Origin of the sequence: Paucibacter sp. M5-1, from assembly GCF_027498415.2 — a bacterium.
In the GTDB taxonomy this organism is placed as follows: Bacteria; Pseudomonadota; Gammaproteobacteria; order Burkholderiales; family Burkholderiaceae_C; genus Roseateles_E.
On record NZ_JAPZLM020000001.1, the window covers coordinates 2,238,285 to 2,254,564 of the forward strand.

General features: G+C 69.2%; 11 protein-coding genes. 4 read left to right on the forward strand and 7 right to left on the reverse strand.

All coding sequences use genetic code 11. The features are described 5' to 3' along the window. Positions 1 to 7: 7 nt before the first annotated feature. The 4 genes from can to O5M90_RS10470 form a co-directional block, all read right to left on the reverse strand. The gene (gene can / locus O5M90_RS10455; RefSeq protein WP_137941170.1) at positions 8 to 670 is read right to left on the reverse strand and encodes a carbonate dehydratase; all 663 of its coding nucleotides are present in this window, start codon (positions 668 to 670) and stop codon (positions 8 to 10) included. After that, the gene (locus O5M90_RS10460) at positions 667 to 1,587 is read right to left on the reverse strand and encodes a pyridoxal-phosphate dependent enzyme (protein WP_262970060.1); all 921 of its coding nucleotides are present in this window, start codon (positions 1,585 to 1,587) and stop codon (positions 667 to 669) included. The genes can and O5M90_RS10460 overlap by 4 nt, the downstream gene beginning before the upstream one ends. Continuing rightward, positions 1,588 to 2,769 (reverse strand): isovaleryl-CoA dehydrogenase, encoded by a 1,182-nt coding sequence (locus O5M90_RS10465; protein ID WP_269838619.1) that lies wholly within the window; start codon positions 2,767 to 2,769, stop codon positions 1,588 to 1,590. A gap of 150 nt (positions 2,770 to 2,919) precedes the next feature. Then, positions 2,920 to 3,804 (reverse strand): LysR family transcriptional regulator, encoded by an 885-nt coding sequence (locus O5M90_RS10470; protein WP_137941173.1) that lies wholly within the window; start codon positions 3,802 to 3,804, stop codon positions 2,920 to 2,922. 98 nt (positions 3,805 to 3,902) lie between these two features. Between O5M90_RS10470 and O5M90_RS10475 the strand changes: the two genes are divergently transcribed. Further along, positions 3,903 to 4,322: a PACE efflux transporter gene (locus tag O5M90_RS10475; RefSeq protein WP_269838618.1), complete on the forward strand. Its 420-nt coding sequence runs from the start codon at positions 3,903 to 3,905 to the stop codon at positions 4,320 to 4,322. Here O5M90_RS10475 and O5M90_RS10480 read toward each other — a convergent pair whose 3' ends face one another. Then, complete coding sequence (locus O5M90_RS10480) at positions 4,323 to 4,790, reverse strand: cyanophycin metabolism-associated DUF1854 family protein (protein ID WP_269838617.1); 468 nt, start codon at positions 4,788 to 4,790, stop codon at positions 4,323 to 4,325. It abuts the gene before it with no gap. Then, complete coding sequence (locus tag O5M90_RS10485; protein ID WP_440402011.1) at positions 4,787 to 7,060, reverse strand: cyanophycin metabolism-associated ABC transporter; 2,274 nt, start codon at positions 7,058 to 7,060, stop codon at positions 4,787 to 4,789. The genes O5M90_RS10480 and O5M90_RS10485 overlap by 4 nt, the downstream gene beginning before the upstream one ends. A 192-nt stretch (positions 7,061 to 7,252) precedes the next feature. Between O5M90_RS10485 and O5M90_RS10490 the strand changes: the two genes are divergently transcribed. From O5M90_RS10490 to O5M90_RS10500, 3 genes are all read left to right on the forward strand, one after another. Continuing rightward, complete coding sequence (locus tag O5M90_RS10490) at positions 7,253 to 9,421, forward strand: cyanophycin synthetase (RefSeq protein ID WP_269838616.1); 2,169 nt, start codon at positions 7,253 to 7,255, stop codon at positions 9,419 to 9,421. 27 nt (positions 9,422 to 9,448) lie between these two features. Further along, on the forward strand, positions 9,449 to 12,028 hold the full coding sequence (gene cphA, locus O5M90_RS10495) for a cyanophycin synthetase (protein WP_262970064.1): 2,580 nt from the start codon (positions 9,449 to 9,451) through the stop codon (positions 12,026 to 12,028). Positions 12,029 to 12,144: 116 nt separating this feature from the next. After that, positions 12,145 to 14,424, forward strand: coding sequence for a putative bifunctional diguanylate cyclase/phosphodiesterase (locus O5M90_RS10500; RefSeq protein ID WP_269838615.1), 2,280 nt, complete (start codon positions 12,145 to 12,147; stop codon positions 14,422 to 14,424). Between the two features lie 7 nt (positions 14,425 to 14,431). Here O5M90_RS10500 and O5M90_RS10505 read toward each other — a convergent pair whose 3' ends face one another. Beyond that, entirely contained in the window at positions 14,432 to 16,240 is a 1,809-nt protein-coding gene (locus O5M90_RS10505) for a methyl-accepting chemotaxis protein (RefSeq protein ID WP_269838614.1), read from the reverse strand. Between the last annotated feature and the right edge of the window lie 40 nt (positions 16,241 to 16,280).

A 16,280-nucleotide genomic window follows, 5' to 3' on the forward strand; every position in this document is an offset into this window, starting at 1 on the left:
CCGCCGCCTAGGCCTGGCTGTAGCGCTGCTTGACCGCAGCCAGCGCGCGCTTGTAGGCCGGACCGACATCGTCGTGATGGGCGGCCGTGATCTGCAGATCCTCCAGCAGGCCGTTGTGCAGGCCATAGACCCAGCCATGGACGACGATCTCCTGGCCGCGGGCCCAGGCATCCTGCACCACCGTGGTCTGGCAGGCATTGCGCGCCTGCGCCAGCACGTTCAGCTCGCACAGCGCGTCGACGCGGCGGGCCTCGGGCAGGCTGTCTATCCACTCCTGGTGATCGTTGCGCACATCCTGCACATGGCGTATCCAGTTGGACACCAGGCCCACGCGTGCATCGATCAGTGCGGCCTTGACGCCGCCGCAGTTGCTGTGGCCCACCACGATGATGTGCTTGACCTTCAGATGGTCCACCGCGAACTGCATCACCGACAGGCAGTTCAGGTCCGAGTGCACGACGACATTGGCGACATTGCGATGCACGAAGAGCTCGCCGGGCAGCAGGTCGACCAGCTCATTGGCCGGCACCCGGCTGTCGGCGCAGCCTATCCACAGGTATTGCGGCGTCTGCTGCTTCAGCAGCCGCGAGAAAAAGCCCGGTTCGCGCTGTTCCGTCTCGGCGGCCCAGCGCTTGTTATTGCCCAGCAGGTCTTGCAGATCGTTGTTCATGCCGATATTGTCCACGCCTGCAGCTTCTCGAGGCTGACGGCCACGCCGCCACAGACTTCCACCAGGGGTCTCTTGAAACGGGCGAACAGCTCGGGGTGCACATCCACCGCCGCCAGCGCCGCACCGCAGGCCGGCTCCACCATCACGCGCATCTGCTCGGCCAGCCGCGCCGCCGCGCCGCAGGCCTGGGCATCGCTGACCAGCAGGCTGTGGGTGGGATGCAGCTGGGCCAGGCGCAGCGCCTCGTCGGCGACGCGGCGCGCGCCCAGCGAGGTGGCGATCGAAGTGATGGCCGGCAGGGTCACGGCCTGGCCGGCCTTCAGGCTCTCGTGCAGGCTGGCCGCGCCCTCGGTTTCCACCGCGATCACCGGGATGTCGTTCAGGCCGTGGCGGCGCAGGCCCTGGACGATGCCGGCGAACAGGCCGCCGCCGCCCACCGCGGTGACCACCGCGTCGAAGTCCAGGCCTTGGTCCAGCACCTCGTCGATCAGGCTGGCATGGCCCTCCCACAGCAGCGGGTGGTCGAAGGGATGGACATAGGTGGCGCCACGCTCGGCCGCCAGCGCCTGGGCAAACTCATTGCTCGCATCCCAGACCGCGCCATGGCGCAGCACCGTCGCGCCGCGCGCCTCGATCAGGCTCTGCACCGCAGCGCTGCTGGTCTCAGGCAGCACGATGGTGACGGTCAGCCCCAAGGCCTGGCCGGCATAGGCGGCCGCGAAGCCGGCATTGCCGCCCGAGGCACAGACGATTTCCTTGGCACCGTCCTGCGCCGCCTTGCGCACCAGCCGCCCCACCCCGCGCAGCTTGAAGCTGCCGCTGGGCTGCAGCGCATCCATCTTCAGCCAGACCTCCGGATGGGAGAACTGGCCGGGCGCGGCGCGCAGCAGCGGCGTATTCAGGTGCAAAGGCTTCATTTACATCGTCTCCGCGAACAGCTCGCGCCCAATCAGCATGCGGCGGATCTCGGAGGTGCCGGCACCGATCTCGTAGAGCTTGGCATCGCGCCACAGCCGGCCCAGCGGGTACTCGTTGATATAGCCATTACCGCCGAAGATCTGCACGCCCTCGCCGGCCATCCAGGTCGCCTTCTCGGCGGTCCACAGAATCACCGAGGCGCAGTCCTTGCGGACCTGGCGCACATGCTCGGCGCCCAAGAGGTCGAGGTTCTTGGCCACCGTGTAGGCGAAAGAACGAGCGGCCTGCAAGACCGTGTACATATCTGCGACCTTGCCCTGAATCAGCTGGAACTCGCCGATACTCTGGCCGAACTGCTTGCGGTCGTGGATATAGGGGATCACGTTGTCCATCACGCTTTGCATGATGCCCAGCGGGCCGCCGGTCAGCACCGCGCGCTCATAGTCCAGGCCCGACATCAGCACCTTGGCGCCGCCGTTGACCGCGCCCAGCACGTTTTCTGCAGGCACCTCCACGTTCTGGAACACCAGCTCGCCGGTGTGGCTGCCGCGCATGCCCAGCTTGTCGAGCTTCTGCGCGATCGAGAAGCCAGGCATGCCCTTCTCGATCAGGAAGGCGGTCACGCCGCGCGCGCCCAGCTCGGGCTCGCTCTTGGCGTAGACCACCAGGGTGTCGGCATCGGGCCCGTTGGTGATCCACATCTTGTTGCCGTTGAGCAGGTAGTAGCCGCCTTTGTCCTCGGCTTTCAACTTCATGCTCAGCACGTCGGAGCCGGCGCCCGGCTCGCTCATCGCCAGCGCACCGACATGCTCGCCGCTGATCAGCTTGGGCAGGTATTTGGCCTTCTGCGCCGCATTGCCGTTGCGCTTGATCTGGTTGACACACAGATTGCTGTGCGCGCCATAGGACAGGCCCACCGAGGCGCTGGCGCGGCTGATCTCTTCCATCGCGATCATGTGGGCCAGATAGCCCATGTTCGCGCCGCCGTACTCCTCGCCGACGGTGATGCCCAGCACGCCCAGATCGCCCATCTTGCGCCACAGGTCCATCGGAAACTGGTCCGAATGGTCGATCTCGGCGGCACGCGGAGCGATCTCGGCTTGGGCAAAGTCGCGCACCGCGTCGCGCAGCGCGTCGATGTCCTCGCCGAGTTGGAAATTCAGGCCGGGCAGATTCGTCATGGAGGTCTCCTTGGTTTTTCAGTGCTTCGGACCATCAAGCCTGCTGATGGTACGGCCGGCCTTGCAGACCCGGCTTAGGTTACGTTTACGTAAACGTCAATTCTAGTGAGAATCGGCGCGGCTTGCCCTGTTGCAGCTTTACCTAGGTGCTTACCCTTGGCGCGCTGGATGCATCAGCGCGATGAAGCGCCGCGCGCCCAGGCCCAGCGGCCGGTCGCGGCGCCAGACCACATCGACCCAGAGCCGCACCTCGTTGCTCATGTTCTCGAACTCGATCTGCAACAGGCTGCCGGCCGCCAGCAGCGGATCCACCATGCGCTGCGGCAAGAAGGCCCAGCCCAGGCCCGCCTGCACCAGGCTCAGCGTGGCCAGATGGCTGTCGGTGCGCCAGAGCCGGCGCGAGACCAGCACCCGCGGGTCGTCGGCCGCGCCGGCATCACGCCGGGCCACCGCGATCTGGCGCAGCTCGGCCCATTGGTCCTGGCGCAGGCGCTGGCCGGCCAGCGGATGCTGCGGCGCCATCACCGCGACCAGCCGCTCGCTGCCCAGCTCCTGGAAGCTCTCGCGCTCGTCGAAGCCGACCCGCTCGAACACCAGGGCCAGATCGATCTCGCCGGCGTGCAGCATGCGCAGCACCGCCGCCTGCGGCGCCGACAGCACGTCCACCTCCAGCGCCGGAAACTCCTCGGCCAGCCGGGCCAGGGCCTCGCTCCAGGCCGCCGACAGCAGTTCGGGCGCGATCGCCAGGGTCAGGCGCCGCTCCAGGCCCTGGTGCAGGGCCAGCGCATGGGCCTGCAGCTGCGCCAGCCGGGCGACCAGCTGGCGCGCCTGTGGCTCCAGCGCCCTGGCTTCCTCGGTGGGCCGCAGCTCGCGGGTGCTGCGCTCGAACAGGCGCAGGTCCAGCTCGGCCTCCATCTGGGCCACCGCCATGCTGACCGCCGACGGCACCCGGCCCAGCGCCCGCGCCGCCGCCGAAAACGAACCCTGGTCCAGCACGGCCAGGAAGAGCAGCAGGTTGTCGCTATGCAGAGCCATGGCCGCAATTTGTCAGAAAATCTGACAGCCGTCGACTTTGTCTATCAGATCTCATTCCATACGATGCCGGCAATCCCCGCTTCAAAACAGGATTTTTCATGCAAGGCATCAAGCGCCGGCTGGTCTATGTGTCGCTCTACGAGCTGTTTGCGGTCGGCCTGACCAGCGCCGGCCTGGCCCTGCTGGCCGGCAGCGCGCTGGCCCATGCCGGCATCGCCGCGCTCGCCTCCTCGGCCATCGCGCTGGCCTGGAACCTGGCCTACACCCATCTGTTCGAGGCCTGGGAGGCCCGCCAGACCCGGCGCGGCCGCAGCCTGGCGCGGCGCATCGCCCATGCCCTGGGCTTCGAGGCCGGCCTGATCGTGATGCTGGTGCCGCTGTTCGCCTGGTGGCTGGAGATCTCGCTGTGGCAGGCCCTGCTGCTGGACTTCGGCCTGATCGTCTTCTTCCTGATCTACACCTTCGTCTTCAACCTGGCCTTCGACCGCGTCTTCGGTCTGCCGGCCTCGGCCGCCTGATCAGAGGAAGCGCTCCAGCATCCGTCTGGAGCCCCGGTCCAGCGCGAAGCGGTCCGGCACCAGGAACTGGATGCCGTGGCTGCTGGCGATCAGCAGCCGGCCCTCGTCGAGGCGGCGGATGTCCTCCTCGGTCTTCAGGATGAACTGGGTCTGACCACGCTCGGTCTGCACCGTCCACTGGCTGGGGGTCGAGAAGGTCGAAACCGCAATGATGGCCTGCACCGTCGGCATGAACTCGCGGCCGGCGAACTCGGCCTCCAGCAGTTCGCGCTCGGGCGCCGGCAGCGCCGAAAGCCGGTCAATCCAGGCCAGTTCGTGGCCATCGGCGCCCAGCAGCGACACGCCTTCGTCGGGCGCCGAGATCGGGTGGGCGCGCACCGGGTTGACGCCGATGTGCTCGACGCCCTCGGCATCGATCAGCACCAGGCGCCCGAAGGCATTGCGAAAGAGTTGGCGGTAGCGGCTCATGCTTGCACCGTGTGGGCGTTGGGGTTGGGCAGCAAGGCCGGCTGCTCGTCATCCGCATCGACGCGGCGCGCCTGGGCCTCGTAGAGACGCCAGTAATAGCCCTGCTTGGCCATCAGCTCCTCATGCGGCCCGACCTCGACCACCTGGCCACGGTCCATCACGACCAGCCGGTCGGCCTTGCGCAGGGTCGAGAGCCGGTGGGCGATGGCGATCGTCGTGCGGCCCTGCACCAGATTGTCCAGCGCCTTCTGGATCTCCTTCTCGGTCTCGGTATCGACCGAGGAGGTGGCCTCGTCGAGGATCAGGATGCGCGGGTTGATCAACAGCGCGCGGGCAATCGAGATGCGCTGGCGCTCGCCGCCCGACAGGCCCTGACCCCGCTCGCCGACCAGCGAGTCGTAGCCCTGAGCCAGGCGCAGGATGAACTCGTGCGCATGGGCGGCGCGGGCGGCCGCGACGATCTCTTCGCGGCTCGCATCGGGCTTGCCGTAGGCGATGTTCTCGGCGATGGTGCCGAAGAACAGAAAGGGTTCCTGCAGCACCAGGCCGATATGGCGGCGGTAATCGGCCACGCCGATGCGGCGCAGATCGGTGCCGTCGACCTTGATCGCCCCTTCGGTGACATCGTAGAAGCGGCAGATCAGGTTCACCAAGGTGCTCTTGCCCGAGCCGCTGTGGCCGACCAGACCGATCATCTCGCCGGGCTTGATGTCCAGGCTCAGGCCGCGGATCACCGCACGGTTGCCGTAACGAAAGCCGATGTCCTCGATCTGGATGCCGCCCTTGACCGCGCCGAGCGGCTGCGGGTTGGTGGGCTCGGGCACGTTGGACTGATGGTCGATGATGTCGAAGATGCGCTTGGCGCCGGCGGCGGCCTTCTGCGTCACCGAGACGATGCGGCTCATCGAGTCCATGCGGCCGTAGAAGCGGCCGATATAGGCAATGAAGGCGGTCAGCACCCCCACCGTGATGTCGCCGCCGGCCACCAGATAGATGCCGAAGCCCCAGACCACCAGCAGGCCGATCTCGGTCAGCAGCGAGACGGTCGGGGTGAACAGGCTCCAGGTCTTGTTGAGCTTGTCATTGACGGCCAGATTGTGGGCATTGGCCTGGTGGAAGCGCTGGGCCTCGCGCTTTTCCTGCGCGAAGGCCTTGACGACGCGGATGCCGGGAATGGTGTCGGCCAGCACGCTGGTGACCTCGCCCCAGACCCGGTCGATCTTCTCGAAGCCGGTGCGCAGCCGGTCGCGCACCAGATGGATCATCCAGGCGATGAAGGGCAGCGGAAGCAGGGTCGCCAGCGCCAGCCAGGGGTTGATCGAGAACAGGATGCTGGCCGTCATCACCAGCATCAGCACATCGGTGATGAAGTCCAGCGCATGCAGGGACAGGAAGACGCTGAGCCGGTCGGTCTCGCTGCCGATGCGGCTCATCAGGTCGCCGGTGCGCTTGTTGCCGAAGTACTCCAGCGACAGGCTCAGCAGGTGGTCGAAGGTGGTGGTGCGCAGGTCGGCGGCGATGCGCTCGGACACCAGGGCCAGGATATAGGTCTTGGCCCAGCCCAGCAGCCAGGACACCAGGCCGGCGCCCAGCAGGCCGCTTAGATAGAGGCCGACCACCCAGGGGTCGATGCGCTGGCCCTGCTGGAAGGGGATCAGCACCTTGTCCATCAGCGGCATGGTCAGATAGGGGGCCACCAGGGTCGCGGCGGTCGAGCCCAGCATCAGCGCAAACCCGAGCAAGAGCTGACCCTGGTAGGGCTTGGCGAAACGCCACAGCCGCAGCAGCACCCAGGTCGACGGGGGGGTGTGCAGCTCACGCGCGCAGGTCGGGCACTCTTCACTCTCGGGCGGCAGCGGCGCCTTGCAGCTGGGGCAGAAGCTCAGCTCCTCGGCGTCCGGCCGGGCCGGCTCATCGCGGCGCTCGAAAGCCTCGTGCCAGCGCTGCGCCTGCAGATTGATCTGCAGCGTGAAGCGCCACAGCGCCAGGCGCTGGCTGCCGTCCACCAATTCCAGGCTGCCGACGCCGGCATGGTCGGAGATGCGCATCGCCAGATCCGGCCGCAGCGCCCATTCGCTCCAGGCTGCCGTGGCCGGATCCCAGGCCAGCAGGCGACGGTCTGTCAGGACCAACAGACCCCGGTTGAAGCGCCCGGCGGAGTCCAGGTCAACCTCCAGCACTGCCGCCGCGTTCTCAGCGTCTGAAAGACGCGCCTGCAAGGCGGCCCATTGGGGGTGCTCGGGGGCGTCGGCGGGATGATGATGCTGCATTGTGATGTTTTTCGAGAAGCGCTCTTGAGGCGGCCCGCGCGCTGTATTGAACCCCGAATTCTCGCCGAAAGACAACTGCCGGCATGAAACCCGGTGCTGGCTGCACGCCACACCGTCCGGTGCGCGCCGGGCGCACAATCTCGCATCGTCACACCCCAGCTACCGCTTTTGGCCGGCCTCGGCCCCGCCCTTATGAGTCCTAAATCCGATATCAAGCTCCTGCGCGTCAACTATCTGCGCGGCCCGAATATGTGGACCTACCGCCCGGTCCTGGAGGTCTGGCTGGACCTGGGCGAGCTGGAAGACTACCCCTCCAATCTGCTGCCCGGCTTCACCGAGCGGCTCACCGAGCGGCTGCCGGCCCTGATCGAACACCACTGCGGCGTCGGCGAGCGCGGCGGCTTTCTGCAGCGCCTGACCGAGGGCACCTGGATGGGCCATGTGCTGGAGCACATCGTCATCGAGCTGCTGAACCTGTCCGGCATGCCCACCGGCTTCGGCCAGACCCGCAGCACCTCCAAGACCGGGGTCTACCGCATGGTGTTCCGGGCCCGCGACGAGCAGGTCGCCCGCGCCGCGCTGGCCGAGGGTCATGCCTTGCTGATGGCCACCATCAACGAGCAGCCCTTCGAGGTGCCGGCCGCCGTGGCCCGGGTACGCGACAAGCTGGACGACTGCTATCTGGGCCCGTCGACCGCCGCCATCGTCGCGGCCGCCACCGACCGCCGCATCCCGCACATCCGCCTCAACGAGGGCAATCTGGTGCAGCTGGGCCATGGCGCGCGCCAGCGCCGCATCTGGACCGCCGAGACCGACATGACCAGCGCGATCGCCGAAGGCATCGCCGGCGACAAGGACCTGACCAAGACCCTGCTGAAGGCGGTGGGCGTGCCGGTGCCCGAGGGCGCCACCGTCAAGAGCGCCGAGGCCGCCTGGGAAGCGGCCCAGGACATCGGTTTCCCGGTCGTCGTCAAGCCCTCGGACGGCAACCATGGCCGGGGCGTGACCCTGGACCTGCGCGAGCGCGCCGACATCGAGGCGGCCTTCCATGTCGCCGACAAGGAAGGCTCGGAGGTGCTGGTCGAGCCCTATATCCGCGGCATGGAGCACCGCCTGCTGGTGGTCGGCGGCCAGGTGGTCGCGGCCGCGCGCGGCGAGGAGGCCTGGATCAGCGGCGACGGCCAGCACACGGTGGTCGAGCTGATCGATCTGCAGATCAATACCGACCCGCGCCGCGGCCTGACCGAGGACTTCCCGCTCAACCGCATCGACATCGGCGACGACCCGGTCGTGCTGCTGGACCTGCAGCGCCAGGGCGTCTCGCCCGAGGCGGTGCCGGCGGCCGGCCAGCGGGTGCTGATACAGCGCAACGGCAATGTCGCGATCGACTGCACGGCCGAGGTCCATCCCGAGGTGGCCCATGCCGTCTCGCTGGCGGCCCGCACCATAGGCCTGGACATCGCCGGCGTCGATCTGGTGACCGAGGACATCGCCAAGCCGCTGGCCGAGACCGGCGGCGCCATCGTCGAGGTCAATGCCGGCCCGGGCCTGCTGATGCATCTGAAGCCGGCCTCGGGCAGCCCGCAGCCGGTCGGCCAGGCCATCATCGACCATCTGTTCGCGGCCGAAGAGAACGGCCGCATCCCCATCATCGGCGTGGCCGGCTCGCGCGGTGGCGCCCAGATCGCCCGGCTGGTGGCCTGGCTGCTGCACCTGAACGGACGCTCGGTCGGCCTGGCCTGCGGCCAGGGCCTGTTCCTCGGCAACCGCCGCGTCGAGAAGTCCGACTCGGCCCATTGGAGCGCCGCCCACCGCCTGCTGATGAACCGCGGCGTCGACGCGGTGGTGATCGAGAACAATGCCGCCGCCATCCTGCGCGACGGTCTGGCCTATGACCGCTGCCAGGTCGGCCTGGTCACCGATATGGGCGGCCTGGGCAGCCTCGACGACTTCGATGTGCGCGACGAGGACCAGCTCTTCAAGGTGCTGCGCACCCAGGTCGATGTGGTGCTGTCCGACGGCGTCGCGGTGCTCAATGCCGACGAGCCCAGGCTGCTCGACATGGCCCGCCTCAGCGACGGCGATGTGCTGTTCTATGCGCTGGACGCCACCACGCTGGCCGAGCAGCGCGCCGCCGGCAGCCGCACCGTGTTCCTGCGCGACGGCGCCGCGATGCTGGCCCAAGGCCTGTCGGAAACCGCCGGCGCCAATGTCGAGGCCTTGCTGGCGCGCTTTGCGGCCGCCGGCCAGCCGCTGGACGCGGCCACCGCGCTGGCCGCCGTCGCCACCGCCTGGGCGCTGAACATCTCGCCCGAACTGATCTCGGCCGGCCTGGACACTTTCGTGCCCGAGTCGGTCTAACAGCACTCCAGAAGCAAGAAGCCCCCTATGGAAGTCTCTCGCATCCGCGCCCTGCGCGGCCCGAATATGTGGAGCCGTCACACGGCCATCGAAGCCGTGGTCAGCTGCGGCGACGCCGAACGGCAGATCGCCGACCAGGCCGGCTTCGAGGCGCGCCTGCGCGCCCTGTTCCCCGGTATCGGCGCGCTGCGCTCGCGCGGCGCGCCCGAGCTGCCGCTGCCGCTGGCCCAGCTGCTGGAGCAGGCGGCGCTGGCGCTGCAGGCCCAGGCCGGCTGCCCGGTGACCTTCAGCCACACCCACGCCACCGGCGAGCCCGGCACCTACCAGGTGGTGGTCGAGTACAGCGAGGAGGATGTCGGCCGCATGGCTTTTGACGCCGCCGTCCGGCTGCTGCAGGCCGCGCTGGCCAACACCGGCTTTGACATCGACGCGACGCTGGCCCAGTTGCGCGAGCTCGACGAGGATGTGCGCCTGGGCCCGTCGACCGGCTCCATCGTCGATGCGGCGGTGGCCCGTGGCATCCCCTACCGCCGCCTGACCCAGGGCAGCCTGGTGCAGTTCGGCTGGGGCGCCAAGCAGCGCCGCATCTGGGCCGCCGAGGTCGACGCGACCAGCGCCGTCTCCGAATCGATCGCGCAGGACAAGGACCTCAGCAAGCGCCTGCTGCAATCGGCCGGCGTGCCGGTGCCGATCGGCCGCCCGGTCGACAGCGTCGACGACGCCTGGGCCGCCGCGCTGGAGGTCGGGCTGCCGGTGGTGGTCAAGCCCCAGGACGGCAACCAGGGCAAGGGCGTGACGGTCAACGTCGCCAGCCGCGAGCATATGGAGATCGCCTACAAGGCCGCCGACGAGATCGGCCAGGTGATGGTCGAGAAATTCCTGCCCGGCAGCGACTACCGCCTGCTGGTGATCGGCGACAAGCTGATCGCCGCCGCGCGCCGCGATCCGCCGCATGTGATCGGCGACGGGGTGCTGACCGTCAAGCAGCTGGTCGACAAGGTCAACGCCGACCCCAAGCGCGGCGACGGTCATGCCACCTCGCTGACCAAGATCCGCTTCGACGACATCGCGGTCGCACGCCTGGCGCTGCAAGATCTGACCCCCGAGTCGGTGCCCGAGAAGGGCCGCCGCGTGATCCTGCGCAACAACGCCAATCTGTCGACCGGCGGCACCGCCACCGATGTCACCGATGACGTGCATCCCGAGGTGGCGGCGCGCGCGGTGGCGGCGGCCCAGGTCGTCGGCCTGCATGTCTGCGGCGTCGATGTGGTGGCCGAGAGCGTGCTGCAGCCGCTGGAGGAGCAAAGCGGCGGCGTGGTCGAGGTCAATGCCGCGCCGGGCCTGCGCATGCACCTGAGCCCCAGCTACGGCAAGGGCCGCCCGGTCGGCGAGGCCATCATCGCCCACCTCTACGGCCATGGCCACAAGAGCGAGGACGGCCGCATCCCGGTGGTCGCCGTCACCGGCACCAATGGCAAGACCACGGTAACGCGGTTGATCGCCCATCTGTTCGCGACCTGCGGGCTGAAGGTCGGCATGACCAATACCGACGGCGTCTATGTCGACGGCCGCCAGATCGACAGCGGCGACTGCTCGGGCCCGAAGAGCGCCCGCAATGTGCTGATGCATCCGGACGTCGAGGCGGCGGTGTTCGAGACCGCGCGCGGCGGTGTGCTGCGCGAGGGCCTGGGCTTCGACCGCTGCCAGGTGGCGGTGGTCACCAATCTCGGCGAGGGCGACCACTTGGGCATGAACTTCCTCAACACCGTCGAGGAACTGGCCCTGGTCAAGCGCGTGATCGTGCAGAACGTCGCGCCCAGCGGCTATGCGGTGCTGAACGCGGCCGACCCGGTGGTGGCCGCGATGGCGCCGGTCTGCCCGGGCCAGATCATCTTCTTCGCGGCCGACCGCCATCACCCGCTGATGGCCACGCACCGCGCCCAGGGCAAACGCTGCGTCTATCTGGACGGCGACCAGCTGGTCGCGGCCCAGGGCTCCTGGCGCGAGACCCTGCCGCTGCGCGACATTCCCTTCACCCGCGGCGGCACCATCCCCTTCCAGGTCGAGAACGCGATGGCGGCCGTGGCGGCCGGCTGGGGCGTCGGCCTGGACTGGGACACGATACGGCGCGGCGTCGCCAGCTTCAGCAACGATGCCGACAATGTGCCGGGGCGCTTCAATGTGATGGACTATCGCGGTGCCACCGTGGTGGCCGACTATGGCCACAACGCCGACGCGATGCGCGCGCTGGTGGCGGCCGTCGATGCGCTGCCGGCCAAGACCCGCTCGGTCGTGATCAGCGGCGCCGGTGACCGGCGCGACGAGGACATCCGCGCCCAGACCCAGATCCTGGGCCAGGCCTTCGATGAGGTGCTGCTGTTCCAGGACGCCTGCCAGCGCGGCCGCGAGGACGGCGAGGTGCTGGCGCTGCTGCGCCAGGGCCTGGAGGGAGCGACCCGCACCCGCCATGTGCAGGAGATCCGCGGCGAGTTCGTCGCGATCGACACCGCGCTGGCGCGGCTGCAGCCGGGTGATCTGTGCCTGGTGCTGGTCGATCAGGTCGAGGAGGCGCTGGCCCATTTGAGCCAGCGCATCAGCGCCGGCTGAACGCGACCTCCCCCTTTGGAGGTCGCCAGAGGCGGCATAAATGCGCAGTTTGGCCGGCCGGGGCCGCCCAGCCCCGGCCTAAGATGTAACCATCTTCGCGACCTGTCGCTGGCCCCGTGCAAGCGCCCCCGCCCTTCGTGATCTACGCGCTCGCGTTCAACCTCTCGGTCAATCTGATACTCGGCCTCGCGCTGTGGCTGGCCTGGTCGCGTGAACGCAGTCAGGGCTTCAACCGGCTGCTGGGCGCGAGCTTTCTGGCCCAGGGCCTGGCCACGCCGGCCTATCTGCTGTGGCGCCAGGGCGAGGGCCTGATCCACAGCCTCGGCGGCCTCGGCCTCGCGGCGTCGGGCGCGCTGAGCATGCTGATGATGGTGGCCGGTCTGCGCGACCTGGTTGGCCGCCCGCTGAGCTGGCGGCAGGCCACGGTGCTGGGCCTGGGCCTGCTGGGCCTGCTCGGTGCACTGCTGGACCAGAGCATCGCGGTGGCCCAGGGCAGCGGCGCCACGCTGAACACCTTGCTGGGCCTGGCCGCACTGCGCTGGCTCTGGCCGCATGGCAAGGCCGAGCGCCTGGCCGGCCTGAGCCTGGTACTGATCGGCCTGAACCAGTTCAATTTCGCGCTCGGCGGCGAGGCCGCCTTGGGCCTGCAGTCCAGCATAGGCGCGGCGCTGCGCATGCTGCTGGGCATCAGCCTGCTGCATGCGGCGCTGCGGCGTAGCAGCCTGGAGTCGCGCGGCCTGCGCACCCAGCTGCACTACATGACCGAGCATTCGCACCAGGGCGTGCTGGTGGCCCGCGAGGACGAGCCGCTCTATGCCAACGCGGCCCTGCTCGAGCTCTACGGCGTCGCCAGCCTGGCCGAATTCAAGCGCTACCAGCAGCAGCAGCCGGCAAGCCTGCGTGCGGCGGCTCTGCAGCGCCGGCGCGCCATCATCAGCGGCGAGCTGCCCCATGCGCACTGGGAAGGCGAGCGCCGGCGCAGCGACGGCAGCCTGATGCGGCTGATGTTCTCGTCCTGGCGCATCGACTGGGCCGACGGGCCGGCCGAGCATCTGGTGATCAGCGACGACACCGAGCGCTACAACGCCACCCAGGCCCTGCTGCACCAGGCCACCCACGACCCCGTCACCGGCCTGCCCAATCGCAGCGCGCTGCAGCAGCGCCTGCGCGAGCTGTGCGCCGAGGGCCGCCCCTTCGGCCTGATCTGGCTGGACCTGGACCGTTTCACGCTGCTCAACGAAGCCTATGGCCATGCCACCGGCGATGCGCTGCTGCGCGAGTTCGGCGCGCTGCTGCAGGCCGAGTTCGCGCCGCAGGCCCAGACCATGCATCTGGGCGAGGACGAGTTTGCGCTGCTGGTCATGGCCGGTGCCGAGCCGGCCCTGCTGCACGAGCTGACACGGCGCCTGCGCGCGCGGCTGGCGCGGCCCTTCGCGGTCGACGCCCACGAAATCTATATCGACGCCTCGATCGGCGTGGCCCGCTTCCCGCACACCGCCGGCGACCCCGAAGGCCTGCTGCGCGAGGCCAGCGCCGCGATGCACGAGGCCAAGCAGGAGCCCGGCAGCGCCGAACGCTGGGCCGACGAGGCCAGCAGCAGGCGCAGCAGCAGCGCGACCATGCTGGCCGAGCAGGCGATGCGCGCCGGGCTGAAGAATGCCGAGTTCGAGCTGGTCTACCAGCCCAAGATCGCCGCCGCCGGCGGCGCGCTGCTGAGCTTCGAGGCGCTGGTGCGCTGGCACCGGCCGGGCCATGGTGTGGTCAGCCCGGCCGATTTCATTCCGGCGGCCGAGCGCACCGGCCTGATCGTGCCGCTGGGCGCGATGCTGCTGCAGCAGGCCTGCCGTCAGCTCCGCGACTGGCGCGCCGACGGGCGGCTGGTGCTGCCGGTGGCTGTCAATGTCTCGCCGCTGCAGCTGCACGACCCGAGCTTTCCGGCCTTTGTCGCCCGCACCTTGCAGGCCTTCGATCTGCCGGCCGCGCTGCTGACCTTGGAGATCACAGAGACCGCCGCGGTGCGCGACGCCGACCAGGCCCGCGAGCGCATCAGCCGGCTCAACGAGCTGGGCATCAAGGTCGCACTGGACGACTTCGGCACCGGCTTCTCCTCGCTGAACCTGCTGCGCAGCATGCCGCTGGACGCGGTCAAGATCGATCGCAGCCTGATCGAGCCGATGCCGCAACGCACCGCCAGCGCGGTGGTGCGGGCGATCTGCCAGCTGGCCGCCGTGCTGGACCTCAAGGTGGTGGCCGAGGGCATCGAGACCCAGGCCCAGGCCGAGGCCGCGCGCGCCGCCGGCTGCAACGAGCTGCAGGGTTTTCTGTTCAGCAAACCGCTGTCGGCCGCTGCGGCGGGCGACTGGCTGGCGCGCCAGGCGGAGCCGGCACTCGGCTGACGCCGCCTCAGGCCGGCTGCGCGCTGACCTTGAAGGCCGCGACGATCTCGGCCAGCTTGTTGGCCTGCTCCTTCAGGCTCTCGGCCGCGGCGGCGGACTCCTCGACCAGCGATGCGTTCTGCTGCGTCATCTGGTCGAGCTGAGCGACGGCGGTGTTGACCTGCTCGATGCCCTGGCTCTGCTCGCGCGTCGCGCCGCTGATCTCGGCCATGATGGAGGTGACCTGGCCGACGCTGGCGACGATCTCGCCCATCGTGCCGCCGGCCTCGCTGACCAGGCGCGAGCCGGCCTCGACCTGCTCGACGCTGGCGCCGATCAGGGTCTTGATCTCGCGCGCGGCGCCGGCCGAGCGCTGCGCCAGCGCCCGCACCTCGCTGGCCACGACCGCGAAGCCGCGGCCCTGCTCGCCGGCACGCGCCGCCTCGACCGCCGCATTCAGCGCCAGGATATTGGTCTGGAAGGCGATGCCATCGATGGTGCCGATGATGTCGGCGATGCGGCGGCTCGCGCCGTTGATCTGCTCCATCGTGCTGACCACCTGGCCCACCACGGCGCCGCCGCGCTGGGCCACGCCCGAGGCGGTGGCGGCCAGCTGGTTGGCGCTGGCGGCGGCATCGGCGCTGTGGCGCACGGTGCTGGTCAGCTCCTCCATCGAGCTGGCGGTCTGCTGCAGATTGCTGGCGGTCTCCTCGGTGCGCTGGCTCAGGTCCTGGTTGCCCGAGGCGATCTGGCGCGCCGCCACCGCCATGTCTTCGCTGGTGGCGCGCACCTCGCGCATCACCGTGTCGATCTTGGCGACAAAGAGATTGAAGGAGCGGGCGATGTCGGCGATCTCGTCCTCGCCGCGGGCGAGCAGACGCTGGGTCAGGTCGCCATTACCGGAGCCGATCTCGTCCATCGCATCGCGCACGCCGGCCAGGCCCTTGAGCATCACGCCGATGGCCAGCGCCGACAGCAGCGCCGCGACCACCGCCACCGCGACCAGGGCCACACCGGCGGTGGCCAGCAGATCGCTCAGCGCGGCCAGCGCCTCGCCGCGCTCGGCAGCGGTCACCAGGGTCCAGTCGGTGCCGGGCACGCGGGTGGCCTTCAGGAAGAAGTCCTGTGCGCCGATCTCGGCCTCGACCAGCTCGGCGCCGGCAGCGCGGGCCAGCAGGGCCGGGCTCAGCGCGGCCGACAGCTCGGCCACCGGCTTGAGCGTCAGCGCGGCGTCCGGGTGGGCGACGATCTTGCCGCCCGGCTCGACCAGGAAGGCAAAGCCGCTGGGCGTCGGCTTGATCGACTTCAGGGTCGCGATCACATCGTCCAGTGCCACATCGGTGCCGGCCACCGCGCGGGTGCTGCCGCCGGCCTTGATGGCCATCGCGAAGCTGACCACCAGCTTCTTGCTCGACGAGGCGATATAGGGCGCGGTGATCACCGCCGCCTCACTGGCCTCGGCCAGCTTGTACCAGGGACGCGCGGTCGGGTCGTACTCGGCCGGGCGCTGGCGATCCGGCACCGAGACCATGCGCTTGTCGGCGCTGCCCAGATAAGCCAGGTCCAGGCGGCCGGACTTCAGCGCCTGCTCCAGCATGGGCTGGGGGCTGTCCAGCGCGGCGGCCGGCGTCAGCGCACTGACGATGTCCTTCTGCGCCTTGACCCAGCCTCCCATCGTGCCGGCATGGGCCTCGCCCAGATCGTTCAGCTGGGCCAGCACCTGGCGCTGGGCATGGCCGCTGACGCTCAGATAACTGGCCAGGGTCGCCACGCCGATGGCGGCGATCACGATCAGGATGCAGATCGCGATCAGGCGGCTTTTGATGGTCTTCAGCATGGGGCTCCGGGGGCTGGGCGCAAAGCGCACGAGTGTAGGC

Coding starts and splice junctions, on each gene's coding strand:
- can (WP_137941170.1), bottom strand. CDS start 670: ATGAACAACGATCTGCAAGACCTGCTGGGCAATAACAAGCGCTGGGCC.
- O5M90_RS10460 (WP_262970060.1), bottom strand. CDS start 1,587: ATGAAGCCTTTGCACCTGAATACGCCGCTGCTGCGCGCCGCGCCCGGC.
- O5M90_RS10465 (WP_269838619.1), bottom strand. CDS start 2,769: ATGACGAATCTGCCCGGCCTGAATTTCCAACTCGGCGAGGACATCGAC.
- O5M90_RS10470 (WP_137941173.1), bottom strand. CDS start 3,804: ATGGCTCTGCATAGCGACAACCTGCTGCTCTTCCTGGCCGTGCTGGAC.
- O5M90_RS10475 (WP_269838618.1), top strand. CDS start 3,903: ATGCAAGGCATCAAGCGCCGGCTGGTCTATGTGTCGCTCTACGAGCTG.
- O5M90_RS10480 (WP_269838617.1), bottom strand. CDS start 4,790: ATGAGCCGCTACCGCCAACTCTTTCGCAATGCCTTCGGGCGCCTGGTG.
- O5M90_RS10485 (WP_440402011.1), bottom strand. CDS start 7,060: ATGCAGCATCATCATCCCGCCGACGCCCCCGAGCACCCCCAATGGGCC.
- O5M90_RS10490 (WP_269838616.1), top strand. CDS start 7,253: ATGAGTCCTAAATCCGATATCAAGCTCCTGCGCGTCAACTATCTGCGC.
- cphA (WP_262970064.1), top strand. CDS start 9,449: ATGGAAGTCTCTCGCATCCGCGCCCTGCGCGGCCCGAATATGTGGAGC.
- O5M90_RS10505 (WP_269838614.1), bottom strand. CDS start 16,240: ATGCTGAAGACCATCAAAAGCCGCCTGATCGCGATCTGCATCCTGATC.